The organism is Chitinimonas arctica, assembly GCF_007431345.1.
GTDB lineage: Bacteria > Pseudomonadota > Gammaproteobacteria > Burkholderiales > Chitinimonadaceae > Chitinimonas > Chitinimonas arctica.
In genome coordinates this window covers 4,395,770-4,412,976 of sequence record NZ_CP041730.1, presented here as the reverse complement: position 1 = coordinate 4,412,976, position 17,207 = coordinate 4,395,770, and the positions used below count along the sequence as shown (strand labels likewise).

At 61.0% G+C, this 17,207-nt stretch carries 12 protein-coding genes and 1 pseudogene; 7 read left to right on the top strand and 6 right to left on the bottom strand.

From position 1 onward, the window contains the following. Positions 1 to 22: 22 nt before the first annotated feature. Positions 23 to 1,648 (bottom strand): (2,3-dihydroxybenzoyl)adenylate synthase, encoded by a 1,626-nt coding sequence (locus FNU76_RS20205; protein WP_144279876.1) that lies wholly within the window; start codon positions 1,646 to 1,648, stop codon positions 23 to 25. Next, positions 1,645 to 2,889 carry an isochorismate synthase DhbC gene (gene dhbC / locus FNU76_RS20200; protein WP_144279875.1) on the bottom strand — a complete coding sequence of 415 codons (1,245 nt, stop codon included), beginning with the start codon at positions 2,887 to 2,889 and terminating at the stop codon, positions 1,645 to 1,647. Before dhbC ends, FNU76_RS20205 begins: the two co-directional genes overlap by 4 nt. 298 nt (positions 2,890 to 3,187) lie before the next feature. Here dhbC and FNU76_RS20195 point away from each other — a divergent pair, with 298 nt between their 5' ends. Further along, complete coding sequence (locus tag FNU76_RS20195) at positions 3,188 to 4,294, top strand: 3-deoxy-7-phosphoheptulonate synthase (protein ID WP_144279874.1); 1,107 nt, start codon at positions 3,188 to 3,190, stop codon at positions 4,292 to 4,294. Positions 4,295 to 4,429: 135 nt separating this feature from the next. Continuing rightward, positions 4,430 to 5,704, top strand: coding sequence for an HAD family hydrolase (locus FNU76_RS20190; protein WP_144279873.1), 1,275 nt, complete (start codon positions 4,430 to 4,432; stop codon positions 5,702 to 5,704). A 233-nt stretch (positions 5,705 to 5,937) separates the two neighbouring features. Here FNU76_RS20190 and FNU76_RS20185 read toward each other — a convergent pair whose 3' ends face one another. Both FNU76_RS20185 and FNU76_RS20180 read right to left on the bottom strand, forming a co-directional pair. Further along, entirely contained in the window at positions 5,938 to 6,927 is a 990-nt protein-coding gene (locus FNU76_RS20185) for an Rpn family recombination-promoting nuclease/putative transposase (RefSeq protein WP_179958212.1), read from the bottom strand. A 226-nt stretch (positions 6,928 to 7,153) separates the two neighbouring features. Continuing rightward, positions 7,154 to 7,954, bottom strand: coding sequence for a transporter substrate-binding domain-containing protein (locus FNU76_RS20180; protein ID WP_144279871.1), 801 nt, complete (start codon positions 7,952 to 7,954; stop codon positions 7,154 to 7,156). Positions 7,955 to 8,977: 1,023 nt separating this feature from the next. Between FNU76_RS20180 and FNU76_RS20175 the strand changes: the two genes are divergently transcribed. Beyond that, positions 8,978 to 10,366: a hypothetical protein gene (locus FNU76_RS20175; protein ID WP_144279870.1), complete on the top strand. Its 1,389-nt coding sequence runs from the start codon at positions 8,978 to 8,980 to the stop codon at positions 10,364 to 10,366. A 186-nt stretch (positions 10,367 to 10,552) separates the two neighbouring features. Here the strand turns inward: FNU76_RS20175 and FNU76_RS20170 are convergent. Continuing rightward, a pseudogene (locus tag FNU76_RS20170) lies at positions 10,553 to 10,699 on the bottom strand (transposase); the annotation flags it as partial. Between the two features lie 161 nt (positions 10,700 to 10,860). On the opposite strand from FNU76_RS20170, the gene FNU76_RS20165 reads away from it, so the two are divergent. Beyond that, entirely contained in the window at positions 10,861 to 11,796 is a 936-nt protein-coding gene (locus tag FNU76_RS20165) for an ATP-binding protein (RefSeq protein ID WP_144279869.1), read from the top strand. 16 nt (positions 11,797 to 11,812) lie between these two features. Here FNU76_RS20165 and FNU76_RS20160 read toward each other — a convergent pair whose 3' ends face one another. Further along, on the bottom strand, positions 11,813 to 12,637 hold the full coding sequence (locus tag FNU76_RS20160) for a hypothetical protein (protein ID WP_144279868.1): 825 nt from the start codon (positions 12,635 to 12,637) through the stop codon (positions 11,813 to 11,815). Between the two features lie 215 nt (positions 12,638 to 12,852). Between FNU76_RS20160 and FNU76_RS20155 the strand changes: the two genes are divergently transcribed. The 3 genes from FNU76_RS20155 to FNU76_RS20145 are packed head-to-tail and all read left to right on the top strand — an operon-like array spanning position 12,853 to position 17,164. Next, positions 12,853 to 13,524, top strand: coding sequence for an ABC transporter ATP-binding protein (locus FNU76_RS20155; protein ID WP_144279867.1), 672 nt, complete (start codon positions 12,853 to 12,855; stop codon positions 13,522 to 13,524). Beyond that, complete coding sequence (locus FNU76_RS20150; protein ID WP_144279866.1) at positions 13,521 to 16,073, top strand: FtsX-like permease family protein; 2,553 nt, start codon at positions 13,521 to 13,523, stop codon at positions 16,071 to 16,073. Before FNU76_RS20155 ends, FNU76_RS20150 begins: the two co-directional genes overlap by 4 nt. Further along, positions 16,073 to 17,164 (top strand): lipocalin-like domain-containing protein, encoded by a 1,092-nt coding sequence (locus FNU76_RS20145; RefSeq protein WP_144279865.1) that lies wholly within the window; start codon positions 16,073 to 16,075, stop codon positions 17,162 to 17,164. Before FNU76_RS20150 ends, FNU76_RS20145 begins: the two co-directional genes overlap by 1 nt. Positions 17,165 to 17,207: the final 43 nt, after the last annotated feature.

Sequence of the window (17,207 nt, the reverse complement as noted above, 5' to 3'; positions counted from 1 at the left end):
GTCTTGAATGATTGAAGGTCGATCAGACCGGCTGCGCCTGCAACAGACCGGCAATATGCTCACGCAGCGCCCGCTTGTTGACCTTGCCGACGCTGGTCTGCGGGAAACGGTCGATATATTCGATCCGGTCCGGAATCTTGTACTGGGCCAAGCCACGCTCGCGCAGGAAGCGCAGTAACTCGGGAGCGCGGACCGGCTGGCCACGGGCGATCACGAAGGCGCAGCTGCGTTCACCGAGATAGGCATCCGGCATGGCGACCAAGGCGACGTCGTGGACAGCCGGGTGGGCCAACAGGTGGTTTTCCACTTCCTCGGCCGCCACCTTGTCGCCGCCACGGTTGATCTGGTCCTTGGCGCGGCCTTCCACCACCAGGTGGCCCGTGGGCAATTGCCGCACCATATCGCCGGTGCGGTAGAAACCATCGCTGGTAAAGGCGCGGGCGTTGTGTTCCTCCGCCAGATAGTAGCCACGGATGGTGTAGGGTCCGCGCGTCAGCAGGTGTCCCACCTCCCCGGCCGGCACCGGCAGGTCTTCGTCATCGACCACCCGCACTTCATCGTCCGGCGAGATGGGCCGGCCTTGGCTACCGACCACCAGCGCGTCCGGATCGTCGTCGCGGGTGTAATTGACCAGGCCTTCGGCCATGCCGAATACCTGCTGCAAGGCACAGCCCAGGATAGGCCGGACCCGGGCGGCGGCTTCGTCGCTCAGTCGGGCGCCACCGACCTGCAGCAAGCTCAGGCTGCTCAGATCGAAACGGCGGCTGGCGGCGGCGTCCAGCCAGACCATGGCCAAGGGTGGCACCAGGGCGGTCAGGGTGACCCGCTCGGCCGCGATCAGCGGAAACACATCGTCCGGGCTGGGCCGGCGTGCCAGCACCACGCAACCGCCGGCATAAAAGACGCCCAGGCTGCCGGGCGAACTCAGCGGAAAGTTGTGCGCCACCGGCAACGCGCACAGATAGACACTCTGCTCGCTCAAACCGCAGATATCGGCACTGGCCCGTACGCTGTATAGATAGTCGTCATGGGTCCGGGGAATCAGCTTGGGCAGGCCGGTACTGCCGCCCGACAACTGCAGGAATGCCACCTGCCCGGCATCCGGCTCGGGCAGTGCGCGCGGCGTACCGTAGAGCGAGTCCAGCGCGGTGAACTCGGCCGCATCGCCGACGACCACCACCTGTAGCTCGGGCTGCTCGGCCCGGATCTCGCGGGCCAGGCCACGGTAATCGAAGCCACCGTCCTGGTCGGCGATCACATAGGCGCGGGCGGCGGCAAAGGAGCAGAAGTGGCTCAACTCGGCGCGACGGTGGGCAGGCAAGGCGAAAACCGGAATGGCGCCCAGTCGGAACAAGGCAAAGCAAACCGCGAAAAACTCGGCCATATTGGGCAGTTGCACCACCACCCGGTCCTGCGGCCCGAGTCCCAGTCGGGCAAAGCCGGCCGCCAATTGATCGCTGCGCCTATCCAGCTCGGCATAGCTCCAGCGCCGGGTACCACAGACCAGGGCCAGCCGTTCCGGCCGGGCAGCCGCCTGCTCGCGCAACATGCCGCCCAAGGTCTGGCCCTGCCAGTAGCCGGCAGCGCGGTAACGTTCGGCGAAGTCGGCCGGCCAGGGGGTGAATCCATGCAGGTGCGAGTTGCTCATGCGCCTTGCTCCACTGCGCCGACCAGGTCGCCCAGGTTCTTGTCCAGCTCGATCATTTCCAAACCCATGGCATTGAGCATGGTCCGCAGCTTACCGGCGGTTTCGCGCAATTCCAGCTCCGGGTCGGAGCCGGCTACCACGCCGGCACCGGCATACAGCGTAGCGGTCTGCTCGCCGACTTCGGCGCAGCGTATGGTCACCGCCCATTCGCCGTCGCCATTGGCATCGCACCAGCCCACCAGGCCGGTAAAGAAACTCCGGTCGAATCCTTCCTGCTCGTCGATAAAGCGATGCGCGGCTTGGGTCGGGTGACCGCAAACGGCCGGCGTGGGGTGCAAGGCCAGGGCCAGGGTCAGCGAGCTCGTGGCCGGATCGTCCAGTTCGCCGCGCACTTCGGTGCCCAGGTGCCACATGGTGGGCGTGGCGACCAGGCTGGGCGCGGCCGGCACGTGCAGGCCACGGCAATAGGGCCGCAGCGCGTCGGCTACCGCATCCACCACCAGGGCGTGTTCATGCAGGTCTTTTTCCGATTGCAACAGGCCCTGGGCCCGGCGCTGATCTTCGACCGGATCGGCGCTGCGGGGAATGGAACCGGCCAAGGGATGCGAAGACACCTCGCGGCCATGGCGCGCCAGCAGCAGTTCCGGACTGGCGCCCAGCAGGGTGCGGCGTTCGCCGGCCATACCGGGGAGATCGACGGCAAAGGTATAGCCGTGGGCGTTGCGGCTGGCCAGGCGTTGGAGCAGGGTTGCCACATCCACGCTGGCGGCAAGCGTCAGCGAACGTGACAGCACCACCTTCTCCATATCGTTTTCGGCAATGCGGCTCAGCGCCAGCGCCACGTTGCGGCGATATTCATCCGGCGTCGGCTCCATTCGCAGCACGGCCGGCATGCCCTTGGCGGAAACCGGCATCGCCACCGTCTGCAGCACTTGCCCCGCCGCACCCGCCCCCAGGTAGACCTGGCCAGGCAAGACCAGCCGCGCCGGCGCATCGGCCTGAAAAGGCACCGCCCCCATCAACACCGGCAAGTGCCAACTATGTTTGCGCGCCTCCTCCAGCATGGCGGCGGCCCGCGCCGCGAGTTGGTCCTTGCGACATGCCGGCAGCACCGCCTCGATACCGTGCGCCAGCAGGCTGCGGCGCGGTGAAGCGAACAAGGTGGAACCGGGCTGATATTGCGCCAGCAGTTCGGCCAGACCGATGGGGGTGGTCTGGGTTTCTCGGAGTCTGTCGTTCATGGCTTAGGTCCTATCGAGCGGTGCCGCGTGGTTCCGATCGTGTCGGTTGACGGCGGGTTATTTAGCATCACTCGGTAGCGGCACCGGGCGTGCCAACCGGGTGGGGCGGCAGGATGCTAATGCAAAACGAGATCGAAATACAAATGATAATGATATTGACTCTCATCTTTGATAGCCGGCATTATGCGCTATCGGTAAATTTTCAAAAGAAGATTCCAAGAGTTTCAGGTATTGGCCTTCCGCAGGACGAGACGGGCAAAGCGTTGCGAACGCCCGCGAACAGACAGGATGAACAGGTATGAAAAGAGACCTTCCCAGCGCCGTCGAAGGCCACCACGCCCACCTGGCGGCGATCGACCCCATGCCGTCGCCAGTCGAATTGCGGGCCGCCTTGCCCTTCAGCGACATGGCGGCCCGCACCGTGGCGGCCGGCCGCCGGGCGATTCGCGACCGGCTCGACGGCCGCGACCCGCGCTTGCTGGTGATCGTCGGCCCCTGCTCCCTGCACGATCCTGTCGCTGGCCTGGAGTACGCTCGGCGCTTGCGGCGGCTGGCCGACGAAGTGTCCGAGACACTCTGCCTGGTGATGCGGGTCTATTTCGAGAAACCACGGACCAGTACCGGCTGGAAAGGCCTGATCAACGACCCCGGCATGGATGACTCTTTCCGCATCGCCGACGGTATGCATCTGGCGCGGCGCTTTCTGCTGGACATCAATGAGCTGGGGCTGCCTGTCGCCAGCGAGGCCCTGGACCCCATTTCACCGCAATATCTGGCCGAGCTGCTCAGCTGGGTGGCCATCGGCGCCCGCACCACCGAATCGCAGACCCACCGCGAGATGTCTTCCGGCCTGGCCATGCCGGTGGGATTCAAGAACGGTACCGACGGCGGCACGCAGACCGCCGTCAATGCCATCCTGTCCGCCAGCCACCCGCACGCCTTCCTAGGGGTCGATCCCTCGGGCCGCGCAGCGGTGCTGCGTACCCGTGGCAATCCCTACTCCCATCTGGTCCTGCGCGGCGGCAGCGATCGGCCGAACTACGACAGCGTCAGCGTGGCGCTGGCCGGCAAGGCCTTGCAGAAGGCCGGCCTGGCCAACAACATCATCATCGACTGCTCGCACGGCAACTCCTATAAGAACCACGCGCTACAGGGCACCGTGCTGCGCGATGTGCTGCAGCAATTGGGACATGGCAATCAATCCATTGCCGGCGTAATGCTGGAAAGTTTTCTGGAAGACGGCAATCAAGCCATCCCAACCGATCTCTCGCAATTGCGCTATGGTTGTTCGGTCACCGATGCTTGCCTGGGATGGTCCGCCACCGAAGCTTTATTGCGGGAAGCGCATGCCACCTTGCTGGCTGGCAAGAACGCCGAAAAGGGCCGCCAGACCCTGTCGGCATGACACTGTCCTTGGCCAGTAGACACGTCCGCAACACTTCCAGCCCGCGCCGCGCTTCGATCTGTCCATTTCGGCATGGTGCGGCTTATTCTTCTATGCTCATAAGCCTTGTCAATCGCATTCATCCCAGGAGAGAAAATGCAACGTCGCACGCTACTGAAGGTCATGGGAGCCGGCACGGTCATGGCCGCGCCAATTGTCGCCGAGGCAGCCAAGCCAGGCGCCGGCAAGACCGCCCAGCAGCTTGATCCGGCTCGTTGGTCCGCGTTCAATCGTGACACCGTCAACCAGCTGTTGCAGGCCGTGGGCAAGCATAGCCCGCGCTACAATCCCAAGAAGAAGCCTTACGCGGTGTTCGACTGGGACAACACCTGCATCATGAACGATTGCGAAGAGGCCTTGATGATCTATCAGATCAATCATCTGGCCTACAAGATGACACCGGCCGAGTTCGCCCAGGTGGTTCGCCAGGATGTCCCCAACGGCCCGTACGGCAAGGACTATCTGACGGTGGACGGCAAGACGGTCAAGCAGGAAGACATCGCCGCCGACGTGGAAGAAGACTACCGCTGGCTGCACGCCAACTTCCAGGGCTTGGCCGGCAGCATGTCGCTGGAGCAGATCCAGCAGACCGAGCAGTTCAAGGATTTCCGCGCCAAGATGTTCTTTATGTATGACGCCATCTGCGACAGCCATCCCATCGAGATCGGCTACAAATGGATCATCTATTTCTATAAGAATTTCAGCCGCGCGGAACTGCAGGCGATGGCCGAGGCATCGAACGACTACAGCCTGGGCGACGCCCTGCGCAAGATCAAGCTGACCAGCTCCGAGCAGCTGCCGGGCAAGGCCGGCGTGGTCGCCATCAATCACTCCAGCGGCATCCGCATCCATGAAGAGATGCTTAATCTGATGACCACGCTACGGGCCAATGGCATCGACGTGTATGTCTCGACCGCCTCGATCGACGACGTGGTGCGCGTGTTCGCGGGCAACACCAAGTACGGCTACCATGTGCCGCCGGAAAACGTGATCGGCCTGCAGCTCGAAATCAAGGACGGCAAGTACGACAACGTCTACAAGAAGGGCTACCACTTCAACTGGGGTCCGGGCAAGACGACCGGCATCCAGAATGTGCTGGTGAAGGCCAAGGGCTATGGCCCCTTGTTGGTGGCGGGCGACAGCGACGGCGATGCCTGGATGATGCGCGATTTCGCCGACACCAAGCTGGGCGTGATCGTGAACCGCCTGAAGAAGGGCGAGATCGGTGCGAACAGCCAAAAAGCCGCCGCCACCATTGGCCAGGCGCATGCACGCTTTATCCTGCAGGGCCGCAACGAGCATACCGGCCTGTTCCTGCCGGACGAAAAGACCCTGAAGTACGGCAAGACCGAAGCCAAGTTGCTCGCGTAAACGGTTCCGGCCAAAAAAGAAGCGCCCTTGATCACATCTTGGGCGCTTTTTTCTGGCTTAAAAAAACAGTTTATGCTCTTCCGTCTCGCCGTCCGGGAGGTGATGTCACTCTTGGCCTGGTGTGCCAAATTTGCGGCCAGAGCAAGGGCCGGAACACACGCTGATGGTAGCGATCTTCCAAGAGGCGGACCTTGAGGCAAGCTAGTAGGGGCAAATTTTGCAAGAACTGCCGATCAATGCGGCGCGAACACCTCATCAACACTGCTGGCGGTCAAAATCTGGTCACCCCAGCTTTCCAATTGCTCGGTGCTTGCGCCGCTCAGCCGCTCTTCCACCCAATCCGGTAGCGGGTCGAATTTGCGCAGGAGCTGACGGCGCAGCAGTTTAGCCTCGCCCTTTTCCAGCCCCTCTTCCAGGCCTTCCGCCTTCCCCTTCTGTACCCATTCTTCCATCCAGCGCTCTACATCGTTCGCCAACATCGTTTCTACTCCTTGCAAATCGCTTACCTCGTTCAACTGTGCCACCGACCAATCCAATTGCTTGAATTTGGTGGGTATCAATACCCGGGTGAGCCAATTTGTCAGGGCCCGCCGCAGCCCTGCATGCTCCGGTGCCGCCAAATAGCGCAGAAGCCCGCATAGAATGCCGACCATGGCATCCGGACGTTTCGCATTTTCCAGCCGAAAGATAGCCACCGCGACGTTATCCAGCTCCGTGAAATCTTGCTCCCGATAGGCGCCCTGGTCCAATAGAAAATGACGCATGTGAGGCCTGTAATCCGGTAAGCAGCCAGGGCCGGCTTCGATCAGTTCGTCCAGTTCAAGTGGCGCGCTCCAGCGCGGCTCGCCGTTGTACAGAACGATTGGGAGGACCGGCGGGAGCTTGCCGCTGGCGGTCAGGGGCAGTGGCTTCGAGTCCTTGCAAAGGTCCAGATACAACTGCAGCACGTAGCTGGCTACCCGCAGCGCCATGATGGGATCGATCGAGGATTGGAATTCCAATAGCAGGCAGACGTAAAGATCCTGATCCGCCAGCCGCACCTTCCAGACCACATCGCTCATCTGCCGGCGCCAGCGGTCGCTGACAAAGCTGCCGTTGATGCGCTCCAGAGAGGCGAAATCCAGCTGTTTTACCCAGTCCTCGCGGATAAACTCACGCAGCAGCTTCTCGACCGAGTGCGGATAGGAGAACAGGCACTTGTAGGCGGCATCGTTATCTAGCATCTTTAAAAGACTGCCAGTACCACACCGGGCTGGAAATACGGCCTTTGCCTGAATCGATATACGGCAGTGGCAAGTCTTCAAATGCTGTTCGGTTAGATATCCATGCCTGCGATGCTTCTTTGCCACGGCCATGCAACGCAGAGGCTGATCGCAGAATCCAGAAACAAGAAAGGCACCTTGGGTGAGGTTCCCTGGGTGCCTTTCTTCATTTCCGGAACGTGTTCGCTCAGCTTTGAATCTTGAAGACCCGCGGCAGCGGCGAGGTGGTGGTGGGACCGAACCAGCGATTGAAGATGCGCTCGGCATCACCGGCCCGCTCCATTTCACCCAAGGTATCGTTGATCACATTCACCAGGCGTTTTTCGCCCTTGAATACGGCGATGCCATAGGCCTTGACCGACACCGAGACCGGGCTGATCTCGTATTGCTGCTTGCCCGGCATCTGGCTCAATTTACCTGCCAGGATGGGCTCGTCATAGGTCACCGCATCGATCTTGCCCTGCTGCAGGAACTTGAAGGCTTCATCGATATCGACAAAGCTGATGACGGACGTGGTCGGCAATTCTTGTTTGATGGTCTTTTCCGCCGTGGTGCCACGCACCGCGCCGATGGAAAGGGCTTTGGCGTCGTTCATTTCCTTGATCTTGCCGATCTTGGCGACGAACTTCTGGCCGGTAACGAAATAGCCATTGCTGAAACTCACCAATTTTTCGCGTTCGAAGGTTTTGGTGAAGGCGGTCAGGATATCGATCTTGCGATTGTTCAAGGCGGCCACGCGGTCTTCCGCCTCCAGTTCCAGTACGACCGGCTTGACGCCCAGCTTCTTCGCGATGGCGAAGGCGAAGTCGACGTCGTAGCCGGATATGGAACCATCCTTGTTCTTGATGCCGAACGGCGGATCGATCACTACGCCTACCGTCAGCACGCCACGGCTCTTGATGGCATCCACGCTATCCGCCTGGGCATTTACCGCCGCCAGCAAGCCCATCAGCGCAAAGCCACGCATGGCCGATTTCAGTAATTTCATTCTGCCCACCTATGAATTGAAGAAGTGTAAAGCGGAGAGTCGAGCTCGATCCGATTGCCGCCTGTTTTCAGGGTTTCGGTAAGCGCGAATCCATTCTGGCCAAAGCCTGATCACACAGGCAAGACTTTAGCATTTTCAAGGCCCGAGGCGTTATCGGCGCAGGCGAACCGTGCTGTTTCAGCCACGTCCGGGCGACCCTCCCCGCCTTGCATGGCAGGTGAAAACGAGCGCCATGCACGAGAAAGCCTTGATCTACCGCCATCGGCCGGCAAGACGCGGGGCTCGCGCCGTATTCACACATTTGCAACGCCTACCGGGGACGCACGGAAATGTTGCGCGTACTCAAACTTCGGTTCACCACCCGGCAATCCCCGCAAGAAGAAGGCAGGAGCCGCCCGGGCAAGGGTGGTAAGCCCTTGCGGGGCAACGGCTCCGCACCGCTGGGTGTTCAAGGTCCGTGGCAAATGAACCGTTCCCTCGCTTAGTTTAGAGCCGCTAACAAAAACAGCGAAGTGGCTCCGGCCTGCAAGCGCAGCCAGTACTTGGGTATGGCAAGCTCGCGCGACAAGGCCGGAAAGATTCTGTTAGCCGCTCTTGGCTGTGGGCGATATGCATGGCAGAGAACTGCCACGGCGCCGGGAGAACTGCTTATGGACTTCAACCGATTTGATGCACAACGGCTCATCGCGAAGACTTGCCGCTATATCGCCATACGAGCGTGCTGTAAGTAAGCGTGGTTACGCCGTTTTCTGGTACTGCAGCGCGGCAAGGCGTCTCACGATACTCTCAATCCGCCACCAACCACTTACAAGGTAGAGCCAAGTAAAAAGCGTAAGCACGCCGACTGAAATAATGACATCCGCATCAATCGGCTGAACCTCAACCTTTCGTGACACTCGGGTGCAAAGCCCTGCCAAGCCTTATCATCTTGTCTAATTCCCACAACCTTATCATAAAAAAATAAGAACATTATTGCCAGGCATATAAAATCATCATAGCTGATCGCATTTAGAAAGAATTTCCATGCATACCACAATACTCTGCCAAAATTACAACTCAGTTTCCACGACGCTATATGAAAACATGGCTGATTTACTAGAACAAGGAGAAAGCTATATTCTGCATCTTGAAGATGAAAATCGCGAATATTTGATTCAAAAAGCCGACAACGGCTCCTTTTCCAGTACACGATATCTTGAAAACGAAAGCAGTATTAGAAAATCGAAGGCAGGGAATTTTTTCGCAGGTGTGTACGATTTTTTTAGCCGCGGCTTCAGCGGCAATACGTGCGCACATAAGCTTGCGCATAGATTCGACACGCTCAAGGATGCCAACACGCTCAAGGATGCCAAACAGGTCGTTGACGCTTGCCTAGGCGACGCACAAAAAAAACGGGATCGCAAGCCTCCCGAATGGTTAATCCGCATAGAGGCGTCAGCGGCCGTTCCGCTTGTAACGAACGACAATCAGTCCAGTACACCAGGCTTCGCCGAGAAATTTCAGACCGGGACGCTTGCCACGTCGATCCATTACACGACGGGCAGTACTTTTCGAAACCCCAAGCCAGATGCAAGCCAAGCCGCGAGGAAAACCCATAGTGCCGACTGTGTGCTGGGAGGGAAGAACAAAAATAATTACCCCATGGCTGTCATATTGGATGGGTGCGGCGTGACAGCCCAGCATGCCGAGGTTGAATATATAGGTACATTCGCCATGATTATTCTGAACCACGTCATTCAATTCTGTGAAGGAAAAAATAGAACGCCCGCAGAAATCAAGCAGCTGGTCGTGGAGCCCGCTTTTGAACGCGTCAACGCCCTGCTAGAAGGCGCAATCGCGTCAACAGCATCATTCTCTGCCGTTGGCTTCTACAATCAAGCCGCAAAAAAGGGAGAAGCCCCGGAAATTCACGCGGTGGGTTTCGGGACCGGCGACACCATAGCGATAATACAAGGCGAACGGACAAAGACGCTGCTGGAAGCGAAAAATCTCTGTATTTATGACGAAAAAACCCTTCAGCCCGTGTTCCGCCCCCTGCCCTTCCCTGCAACACGGGATGCATTTTCCGGCCTGAAGCGCGGCGAGGAAAAACTCTCATTGGCCGTAGTCGCCAAGGAACTACTCTCATTCAATGATATAAAAATGGAAGAAGGCGACCTTAAGCTAACGCTGGCTACCGACGGGCTCTTTACCAAGGAACATCCCGAGCGAAGTACGAAAAAAAATGGCAGTACTCTGGTCACTACACATAAGCAGATTCCGCTACCCGAAAATGCAAATTTCAGCACTTCAAAGGCTGCAGAATTCGCCGACAATCTGACGAACGAGCAATTCCTGCGCAATAGAAAAGCTGAAGTAATGGAATGCGTAGGCGACGACTTGACGGTCCTAAGTATTGATATACCGAAGTAAGCTTGATATATTCCGGTCGCTTCTATTCTTCACGCGCAGTCCATTTTCTGAATTTATGCGCCTTCCAGGCATTGAATTTGGATAATTTCCGCTGCGTCGCATTTTTCCCGGTCAAATCCAGCCCAGTCTCCCATGGCCGGGCCGCTTTTTGCGAAGCATGCGAGTTATAGATTTGCTTTAGTGACGCAAAGCCAGATGCAGACGATCCCAGGTACTGGGGGATTGCCAGTCGCGCAGACGCCGCCAGCAGGTCATGCCGCTGTCGAAACCCGGTTCCTGAGGCCAATCCTCCCACGGGATGCCGGAGGTGAGCACAAACAACACACCGTTGAGGCGGTGCGCGGAGTAGGCAGTGGCCGCCCGGGCTAAGGTTGTAAGCCCTAGAGGGGCAACAACCACGCACCCCACGCTCGTTAGCGCATCAAATCAGTGCATCCCTGGACCTTCGCTTTTGCCGCAAGCCCGACTACCCTGATAGCAGCGGGGAGACCACAATGAATAGCCAGGACATGTCGTTGGGCGAAAGCAATCCCAGTATTGATCCAACGAGCCCGAACGAGGCCGTGCTGTTGCTGAATCAACGCCTGGCACAAATGCAAAGCCAGTTGCTGCAATCGGAAAAAATGGCCTCGATCGGCCAGCTTGCCGCCGGCGTGGCGCATGAGATCAATAATCCCATCGGCTATGTCAATTCCAATCTCAACACCCTACAAGCCTATATCGACGATCTGTTCAAGCTGCTGAACCGCTACGAACAATTGGAAGAGCATCTGCCGGCAACGGTGCGGGACGGCGAACTACGTTTGGCCAAGCAGCAAATCGATGTGCAATTCCTTCGCGACGACCTGGGCGCGCTGCTGAACGAATCCAAGGAGGGCATCCTCCGGGTCAAGAAGATCGTGCAGGACCTGAAAGACTTTTCGCGCCTGGATGCGAACGACACATGGGAAGTGGCCGACCTGCACCATTGCCTCGATAGCACGCTGAATATCGTCCACAGCGAAATCAAGTACCGGGCGAAGGTCATCAAGGAATACGGTGACCTGCCGGAAATCGTCTGCCTGCCGTCGCAGCTGAACCAGGTATTCATGAATATGCTGGTCAACGCCAGCCATGCGATGCAGAACTTCGGCACGATCTGGATACGCACGGGCCAGGACGAGAAGCAAGCCTGGGTGGAATTCGAGGACAACGGCAGCGGCATCTCGCCGGAAAACCGCATGCGTATCTTCGACCCCTTCTTCACCACCAAACCGGTCGGCAAGGGCACCGGCCTGGGTTTGTCGCTGTCCTACGGCATCGTGCAGAAGCATGGTGGCCGCATCGAGCTCGAGAGCGAGGTGGGCAAAGGCAGCCGCTTCCGCATCTGCCTACCCAAGCAGCAGCCGGCCGTCACGGCAAACCTGGTCGTGCCGGCCAACGCAAATTGAGCGACCGAGGACTAGCCTACTCCGGCACCATGCCCAACCATACCCGGCACAGTTCGTAACCTTCCCGCAGGATGGCATCGTGCAGGTTTTTCGCCAGCCCCTCCATATCGCGGACAAACTCGGCCGTCTCGGCTAGGCAAGCTTGCGGCACGCGTAGTCCCGTGCCTTGATCGAGCAGCGCTTCCAAAGCCAGCGAAGCCTCGTCGCGCAAGTATTCCAGCAAGGCCTCCCCGTCGAGATCGTCGGCCAGATGGCGATCCATGCGGGTCTTGGCGGCATTCAGCACCTGGTCGAACGCGCCGAACAGCACACCGAATTCGGCAAATGCCGCTACCCCATCCAGCAAGCCGCGATACGGCTGCATCGCCCGCTCGAAGCGGCGCAGCGCTTTGACGTGATCCTGCAGGGCATTGGGTACCGAGCGGATCGCCAGCTCGTCCACCTTGAACGACGAGGCTTGGCGTGCTTCGTCCGAGGCCGCCGACATGGGCAACGGAAATATCTGGAAAGCCTGCGCGATGCCGCCCTCATCCCAGATACCGCTGAAATAATAGCCACCTTCTTCAAGCGGCTTGATCTGGCCGGTCAGGCCGAAACCGACCACCTGGGCGAACTGTTCGCTGGCCGTCTTGGCCGGCAAGACCGTGTATTCGCCTTCGACGGTCTGCATGCCTTCCCGCAGTTCCAGTTCAACCACGCCCTGGTAGCGCCCTTCGTCGTCGGTAGCGCCGGAGTATTCCACCCGCACGATCTGATCGGCGATGCTGACGCGATCCGCCTTGCAGCTGACGTCCTCCCATTCGGCGCTATTGGATGCCCAAACGAGTTTTACTTGCTTCATTGTGTATTCCTGATTTCGATGGCGGACGCCGCGCCTCCGCGACGTAATGGCTGTAAGGATACGCCGAACGAAACCGGTCGCGAATAGGCCGCAGAGGAAAGGTTTTCGCTGCATGCCGCCCGCCGAGATGCGATCATGACGGCCGCTCCAACCGGTACCAGGCCTTATTCCGCCTGGGCTCCCTCCTCTAGACATAGCCGCACGGGAATATCAGCATGCCGCCGTCCGTATTGACCATGAGCCAAGTCGGTAAAGCCTACCCGGGGTCGCAGGGCCGGTTTGTGCTGCGTGGCCTGGAACTGGAATTGGCGGCCGGCGAATATATCGCGGTGATAGGCGAATCCGGCGTGGGCAAGTCCACCCTGCTCAATCTGATGGCGGGGCTGGATCAAGCGGACGAGGGGGAGGTGGTGTTCGAAGGAAGACGCCTATCCGAGCAGGACGACAATGCCGCCACCCTGCTGCGGCGGCAACGCATCGGCTTTGTTTTCCAGGCGTTCCATGTCTTGCCGCAGTTGTCGGTCTATCAGAATGTACGCCTGCCGCTGGCGCTGAACGGGCTGCCCGAGGATGCGGTACTGCCCATGCTGGCGGCGGTGGGGCTGGCCGATAAGGCCGGGCGCAAGCCGCGCGAGCTGTCGGGCGGCGAGATGCAGCGGGTATCCATCGCCCGCGCCTTGATCCACCGCCCTTCCCTGCTGCTGGCCGATGAACCGACCGGCAATCTCGACCCGACCACGGCAGCCACCATCCTGGCTTTGCTGAAAAGCCGCCTGCGCGATACCGGCGCGGCGGGCATCCTGGTGACCCACTCCATGGTGGCGGCGGCCAGCGCCGACCGGATACTGCGGCTGACGCCGACCGGTTTGCAGCCGGTGAATCCATGAGCGGACCGCTACGCCGCATGCACCGGCGCTTGCTGCCGTCCCTGGCCTGGTCCGGCCTGCTGGCTCAGCCGGGCCGTAGCCTGGCTTGCCTGCTGGCGATCCTGGTGGGGGTGGCCTTGGGCTATGCCATCCACCTGATCAACCACTCGGCCGTCAGCGAATTCAGCCAGGCCGCTACCTCGTTGAGCGGCAGCGCCGATCTGAGTGTGCGCGGCGCCCTGTCGGATTCGCTCTATGCACGCTTGGCGCAAGATCGCGACGTGGCGGCCGCCAGCCCGGTGCTGGAGGTGCGCGCCCAACTGCCGGGCCAGCGCGAACCCCTGTTGCTGCTGGGCGTGGACGCCTTGCGGGTCGGGGCGGTAGCGCCGCAATTGCTCGGCCAGGCCGATATGCCGGCTGGCGACACGGGCGGCGGACCGGCCGGGCTGGTACTGCTGGAACAGGACACGGTATTTTTGTCCCCTGCCGCCATGGCGAGCTTGCGGCTGGCGGTGGGGGCAAAGCTGACAGTGCAATTTGGCATGCAAGACCTGGTGTTGCGCGTGGCGGGTAGTCTGCCGGCCGCCGGCGCCGGTCAGCGGCTTGGCGTCATGGATATCGGCGCGGCGCAGTGGAAACTGGGCCGCCTGGGCGAATTGAGCCGCATCGATATCAAGCTCAGGCCGGGCAGCAATGCCGGCGCATTCACCCAACGCTGGCAAGCCGCCTTGCCGGCCGGCAGCCGCATCGATACCGCCGCCGGTACCGAGCAGCGCACTGCCGATATCTCGCGCGCCTACCGCGTCAACCTGGCGGTGCTGGGCCTGGTCGCCCTGTTTACCGGCTGTTTCCTGGTCTTTTCCACCCAGGTGTTGTCCTTGTTGCGACGCCGTAGCCAGTTGGCGCTGTTGCGGGTACTCGGTCTTACCCGTGCCGAGCTGATGGGCTTGATATTGTTGGAGGCAACCGCGCTGGGCGTGACGGGTTCCGGCCTGGGCATCGTAGCCGGGCTGGGCGTGGCGGCCGGCGCATTGCACGTGCTGGGCGGCGACCTGGGCAGCGGTTTTTTCAATGGCATCAGCCCGCAGCTGCATATCGAACCTTGGGCCATGGCGGGCTTTTTCCTGTTGGGTTTGGCCGCTACCTTGATCGGTAGCCTGATCCCGGCCAGGGAGGCGGCCCGCGCGGTGCCGGCGCGGGCGCTCAAGGCCGGCGATGAGGAAAGCGCACTGGACCGTATCCGCTCGCCGTGGCCCGGCCTGGCGCTGATGATGGCGGCCGCGCCCTTGCTGATGCTGGGTCCGATCGGCGACCTGCCCCTGCCCGGCTACCTGGCCATCGCCTGCCTGCTGATCGGCGCGCTGTGGCTGATGCCCTGGCTCAGCGCGCGCTTGCTGGGCGCCGTGCCGGCCGCCTGGCGGCGCGGCCCGGTGTTGGGACTAGCCCTTACCCAGCTGAAAGAGGCGCCCGGTTACGCCGGCATCGGCCTGGCCGGCATCCTGGCCAGCTTCAGCCTGATGGTTGCCATGGTCATCATGGTGGCCAGTTTTCGCGTGTCGGTGGTCAGCTGGCTGGACCAGCTGATGCCGGCCGACCTCTATCTGCGCGCGGCCGCCGCCGGCGAGACCGCCTACCTCTCGCCCGCCGAGCAAGCGAGGGTGGCCGCCACCGCAGGTATCGCCCGCTATGAACTCATGCGCCTGCAGGGTGTCATCCTCGATCCCGCCAGACCCGGCGTGGCAGTGATTGCCCGCACCATGGACCGCGCCGACGCGGCCGCCAAGCTGCCGCTGGTGGGGCCGAACTTCGCTGTGCCGGCGGATCGGACACCGGTATGGGTGAGCGAAGCCGTAGTGGATTTATATGGTGTCCGGCCCGGCAGTCCGATGCTGCTGCCACTGCAAGGCAAACAGGTCGCCGTGGTGGTGGCCGGTGTCTGGCGCGATTACGCCCGCCAGCATGGCTCCATCATGCTGGCGCTGGCGGACTATCAGCGCCTGACCGGCGATTTGCGCGTCAACGATGTGGCGATGTGGTTGTCGGAAGGCAGTAGCAGCGCCGCCTTGCAACAGCGCCTACGGGCGGCAGTCGCGCACGGCGAGCGCTTGGACTTCGCCGAGCGGAGCGCATTGCGGCGTATCAGCCTGGCGATCTTCGACCGTAGTTTCGCGGTGACCTATCTACTGGAAGCGGTGGCGATCCTGGTCGGCTTGCTGGGCATAGGCGTCAGTTTCGGCGGCCAGGCGCTGGCGCGGCTGCGTGAATTCGGCATGCTGCGCCATATTGGCTACCGGCAAACGGATATCGACCGCCTGCTGGCACTGGAAGGGGCGCTACTGGCCGGGATCGGCGTCTTGGCCGGTCTGGCGGTGGGCTTTCTGATCAGCCGCATCCTGATCGATGTCATCAATCCGCAGTCGTTCCATTGGACCATGCAGACCCATATCCCCTGGCCGGTATTGGGCGGGGTATCGCTGGCGCTGATCATATTGGCGGCGCTGACCGCCGTGCTGGCCGGACGCAAGGCGCTGGCGGTGGGCGCGGTGCGGGCGGTCAAGGAGGACTGGTAATGGCTTTATTCCCGCACCGGCTGGGCCGGCTCCTTTGTCTTGTGCTTGCGCTGCTGCTGACTCCGGCCTGGGCTGGCGAGTTCGCCACCGTCAAGCCCGGCGCCGTATTGCGATTCCCTGCCGATCATGGCGCCCATCCATCGTTTCGCACCGAATGGTGGTATTTGACCGGCTGGTTGCGCCTGCCGGATGGTAAACCCGCCGGTTTCCAACTGACTTTCTTTCGCACCGCCACCGGTCTGGCGGCGGACAACCCCAGCGGCTTTGCCCCCAAACAGCTGCTGTTCGGCCACGCCGCCCTCAGCGACCCCGCCAACGCCCGCATGCTGCACGACCAGCGACTGGCGCGGGGTGGATTGGGCTTGGCGCAAACCGCAAGCGGCAATACCGATGCTGCCATCGGCGATTGGTCGCTACGCAGGCAAAGCGACGACAGCTATATCGCCACCGTGGCAGCCAAGGAATTTCAGTACCGCTTGCGTCTGCAACCCAGTCAAACGATATTGCTGCAGGGCGACGGCGGATTCAGCCGCAAAGGTCCCCGTCCTGGCCAGGCTAGTTATTACTACAGTCGACCCCATCTCAAGGTGGACGGCGTGCTGACCCGTCAGGGCCGGCAAATCACCGTCAGCGGCGAAGCCTGGCTGGATCACGAGTGGTCCAGCCAGGTTTTGGACGACGAAACGGTGGGCTGGGACTGGGCCGGCATCAATCTCGCCGACGGTGGCAGCGTGACGGCGTTCCAGCTACGCGACAGCAAGGGCCGGACCCGCTGGACCGGTGGCAGCCGTCGCTACGCCGACGGCAGCGTGAAGATACTGGCCCCGGCCGAGGTCAGCTTCACGCCGCGACGGCATTGGACTTCGCCGCGCAGCAAGATTCGCTATCCGACCACCATGGCGATCAAGCTGTCGGGTACGGTAAACGAGGAATGGCTATTGCAGCCGCTGCTGCCGGACCAGGAGCTCGATGCCCGGCACAGTACCGGCAATATGTATTGGGAAGGCGCGGTCCGGGCCGGAAAGAACGGCCAACAGGCCGGCCAGGGTTACCTGGAACTGACCGGCTACGGCCAGCCCCTACGGATGTAGCGGGGAGCTTGCATAAAAGCCGCCCTGCCTTTAATTCAACGCA

Excerpts from the sequence above, each read along its gene's own strand:
- FNU76_RS20205 (WP_144279876.1), bottom strand. The coding sequence starts at position 1,648 with ATGAGCAACTCGCACCTGCATGGATTCACCCCCTGGCCGGCCGACTTC.
- dhbC (WP_144279875.1), bottom strand. The coding sequence starts at position 2,889 with ATGAACGACAGACTCCGAGAAACCCAGACCACCCCCATCGGTCTGGCC.
- FNU76_RS20195 (WP_144279874.1), top strand. The coding sequence starts at position 3,188 with ATGAAAAGAGACCTTCCCAGCGCCGTCGAAGGCCACCACGCCCACCTG.
- FNU76_RS20190 (WP_144279873.1), top strand. The coding sequence starts at position 4,430 with ATGCAACGTCGCACGCTACTGAAGGTCATGGGAGCCGGCACGGTCATG.
- FNU76_RS20185 (WP_179958212.1), bottom strand. The coding sequence starts at position 6,927 with ATGCTAGATAACGATGCCGCCTACAAGTGCCTGTTCTCCTATCCGCAC.
- FNU76_RS20180 (WP_144279871.1), bottom strand. The coding sequence starts at position 7,954 with ATGAAATTACTGAAATCGGCCATGCGTGGCTTTGCGCTGATGGGCTTG.
- FNU76_RS20175 (WP_144279870.1), top strand. The coding sequence starts at position 8,978 with ATGCATACCACAATACTCTGCCAAAATTACAACTCAGTTTCCACGACG.
- FNU76_RS20165 (WP_144279869.1), top strand. The coding sequence starts at position 10,861 with ATGAATAGCCAGGACATGTCGTTGGGCGAAAGCAATCCCAGTATTGAT.
- FNU76_RS20160 (WP_144279868.1), bottom strand. The coding sequence starts at position 12,637 with ATGAAGCAAGTAAAACTCGTTTGGGCATCCAATAGCGCCGAATGGGAG.
- FNU76_RS20155 (WP_144279867.1), top strand. The coding sequence starts at position 12,853 with ATGCCGCCGTCCGTATTGACCATGAGCCAAGTCGGTAAAGCCTACCCG.
- FNU76_RS20150 (WP_144279866.1), top strand. The coding sequence starts at position 13,521 with ATGAGCGGACCGCTACGCCGCATGCACCGGCGCTTGCTGCCGTCCCTG.
- FNU76_RS20145 (WP_144279865.1), top strand. The coding sequence starts at position 16,073 with ATGGCTTTATTCCCGCACCGGCTGGGCCGGCTCCTTTGTCTTGTGCTT.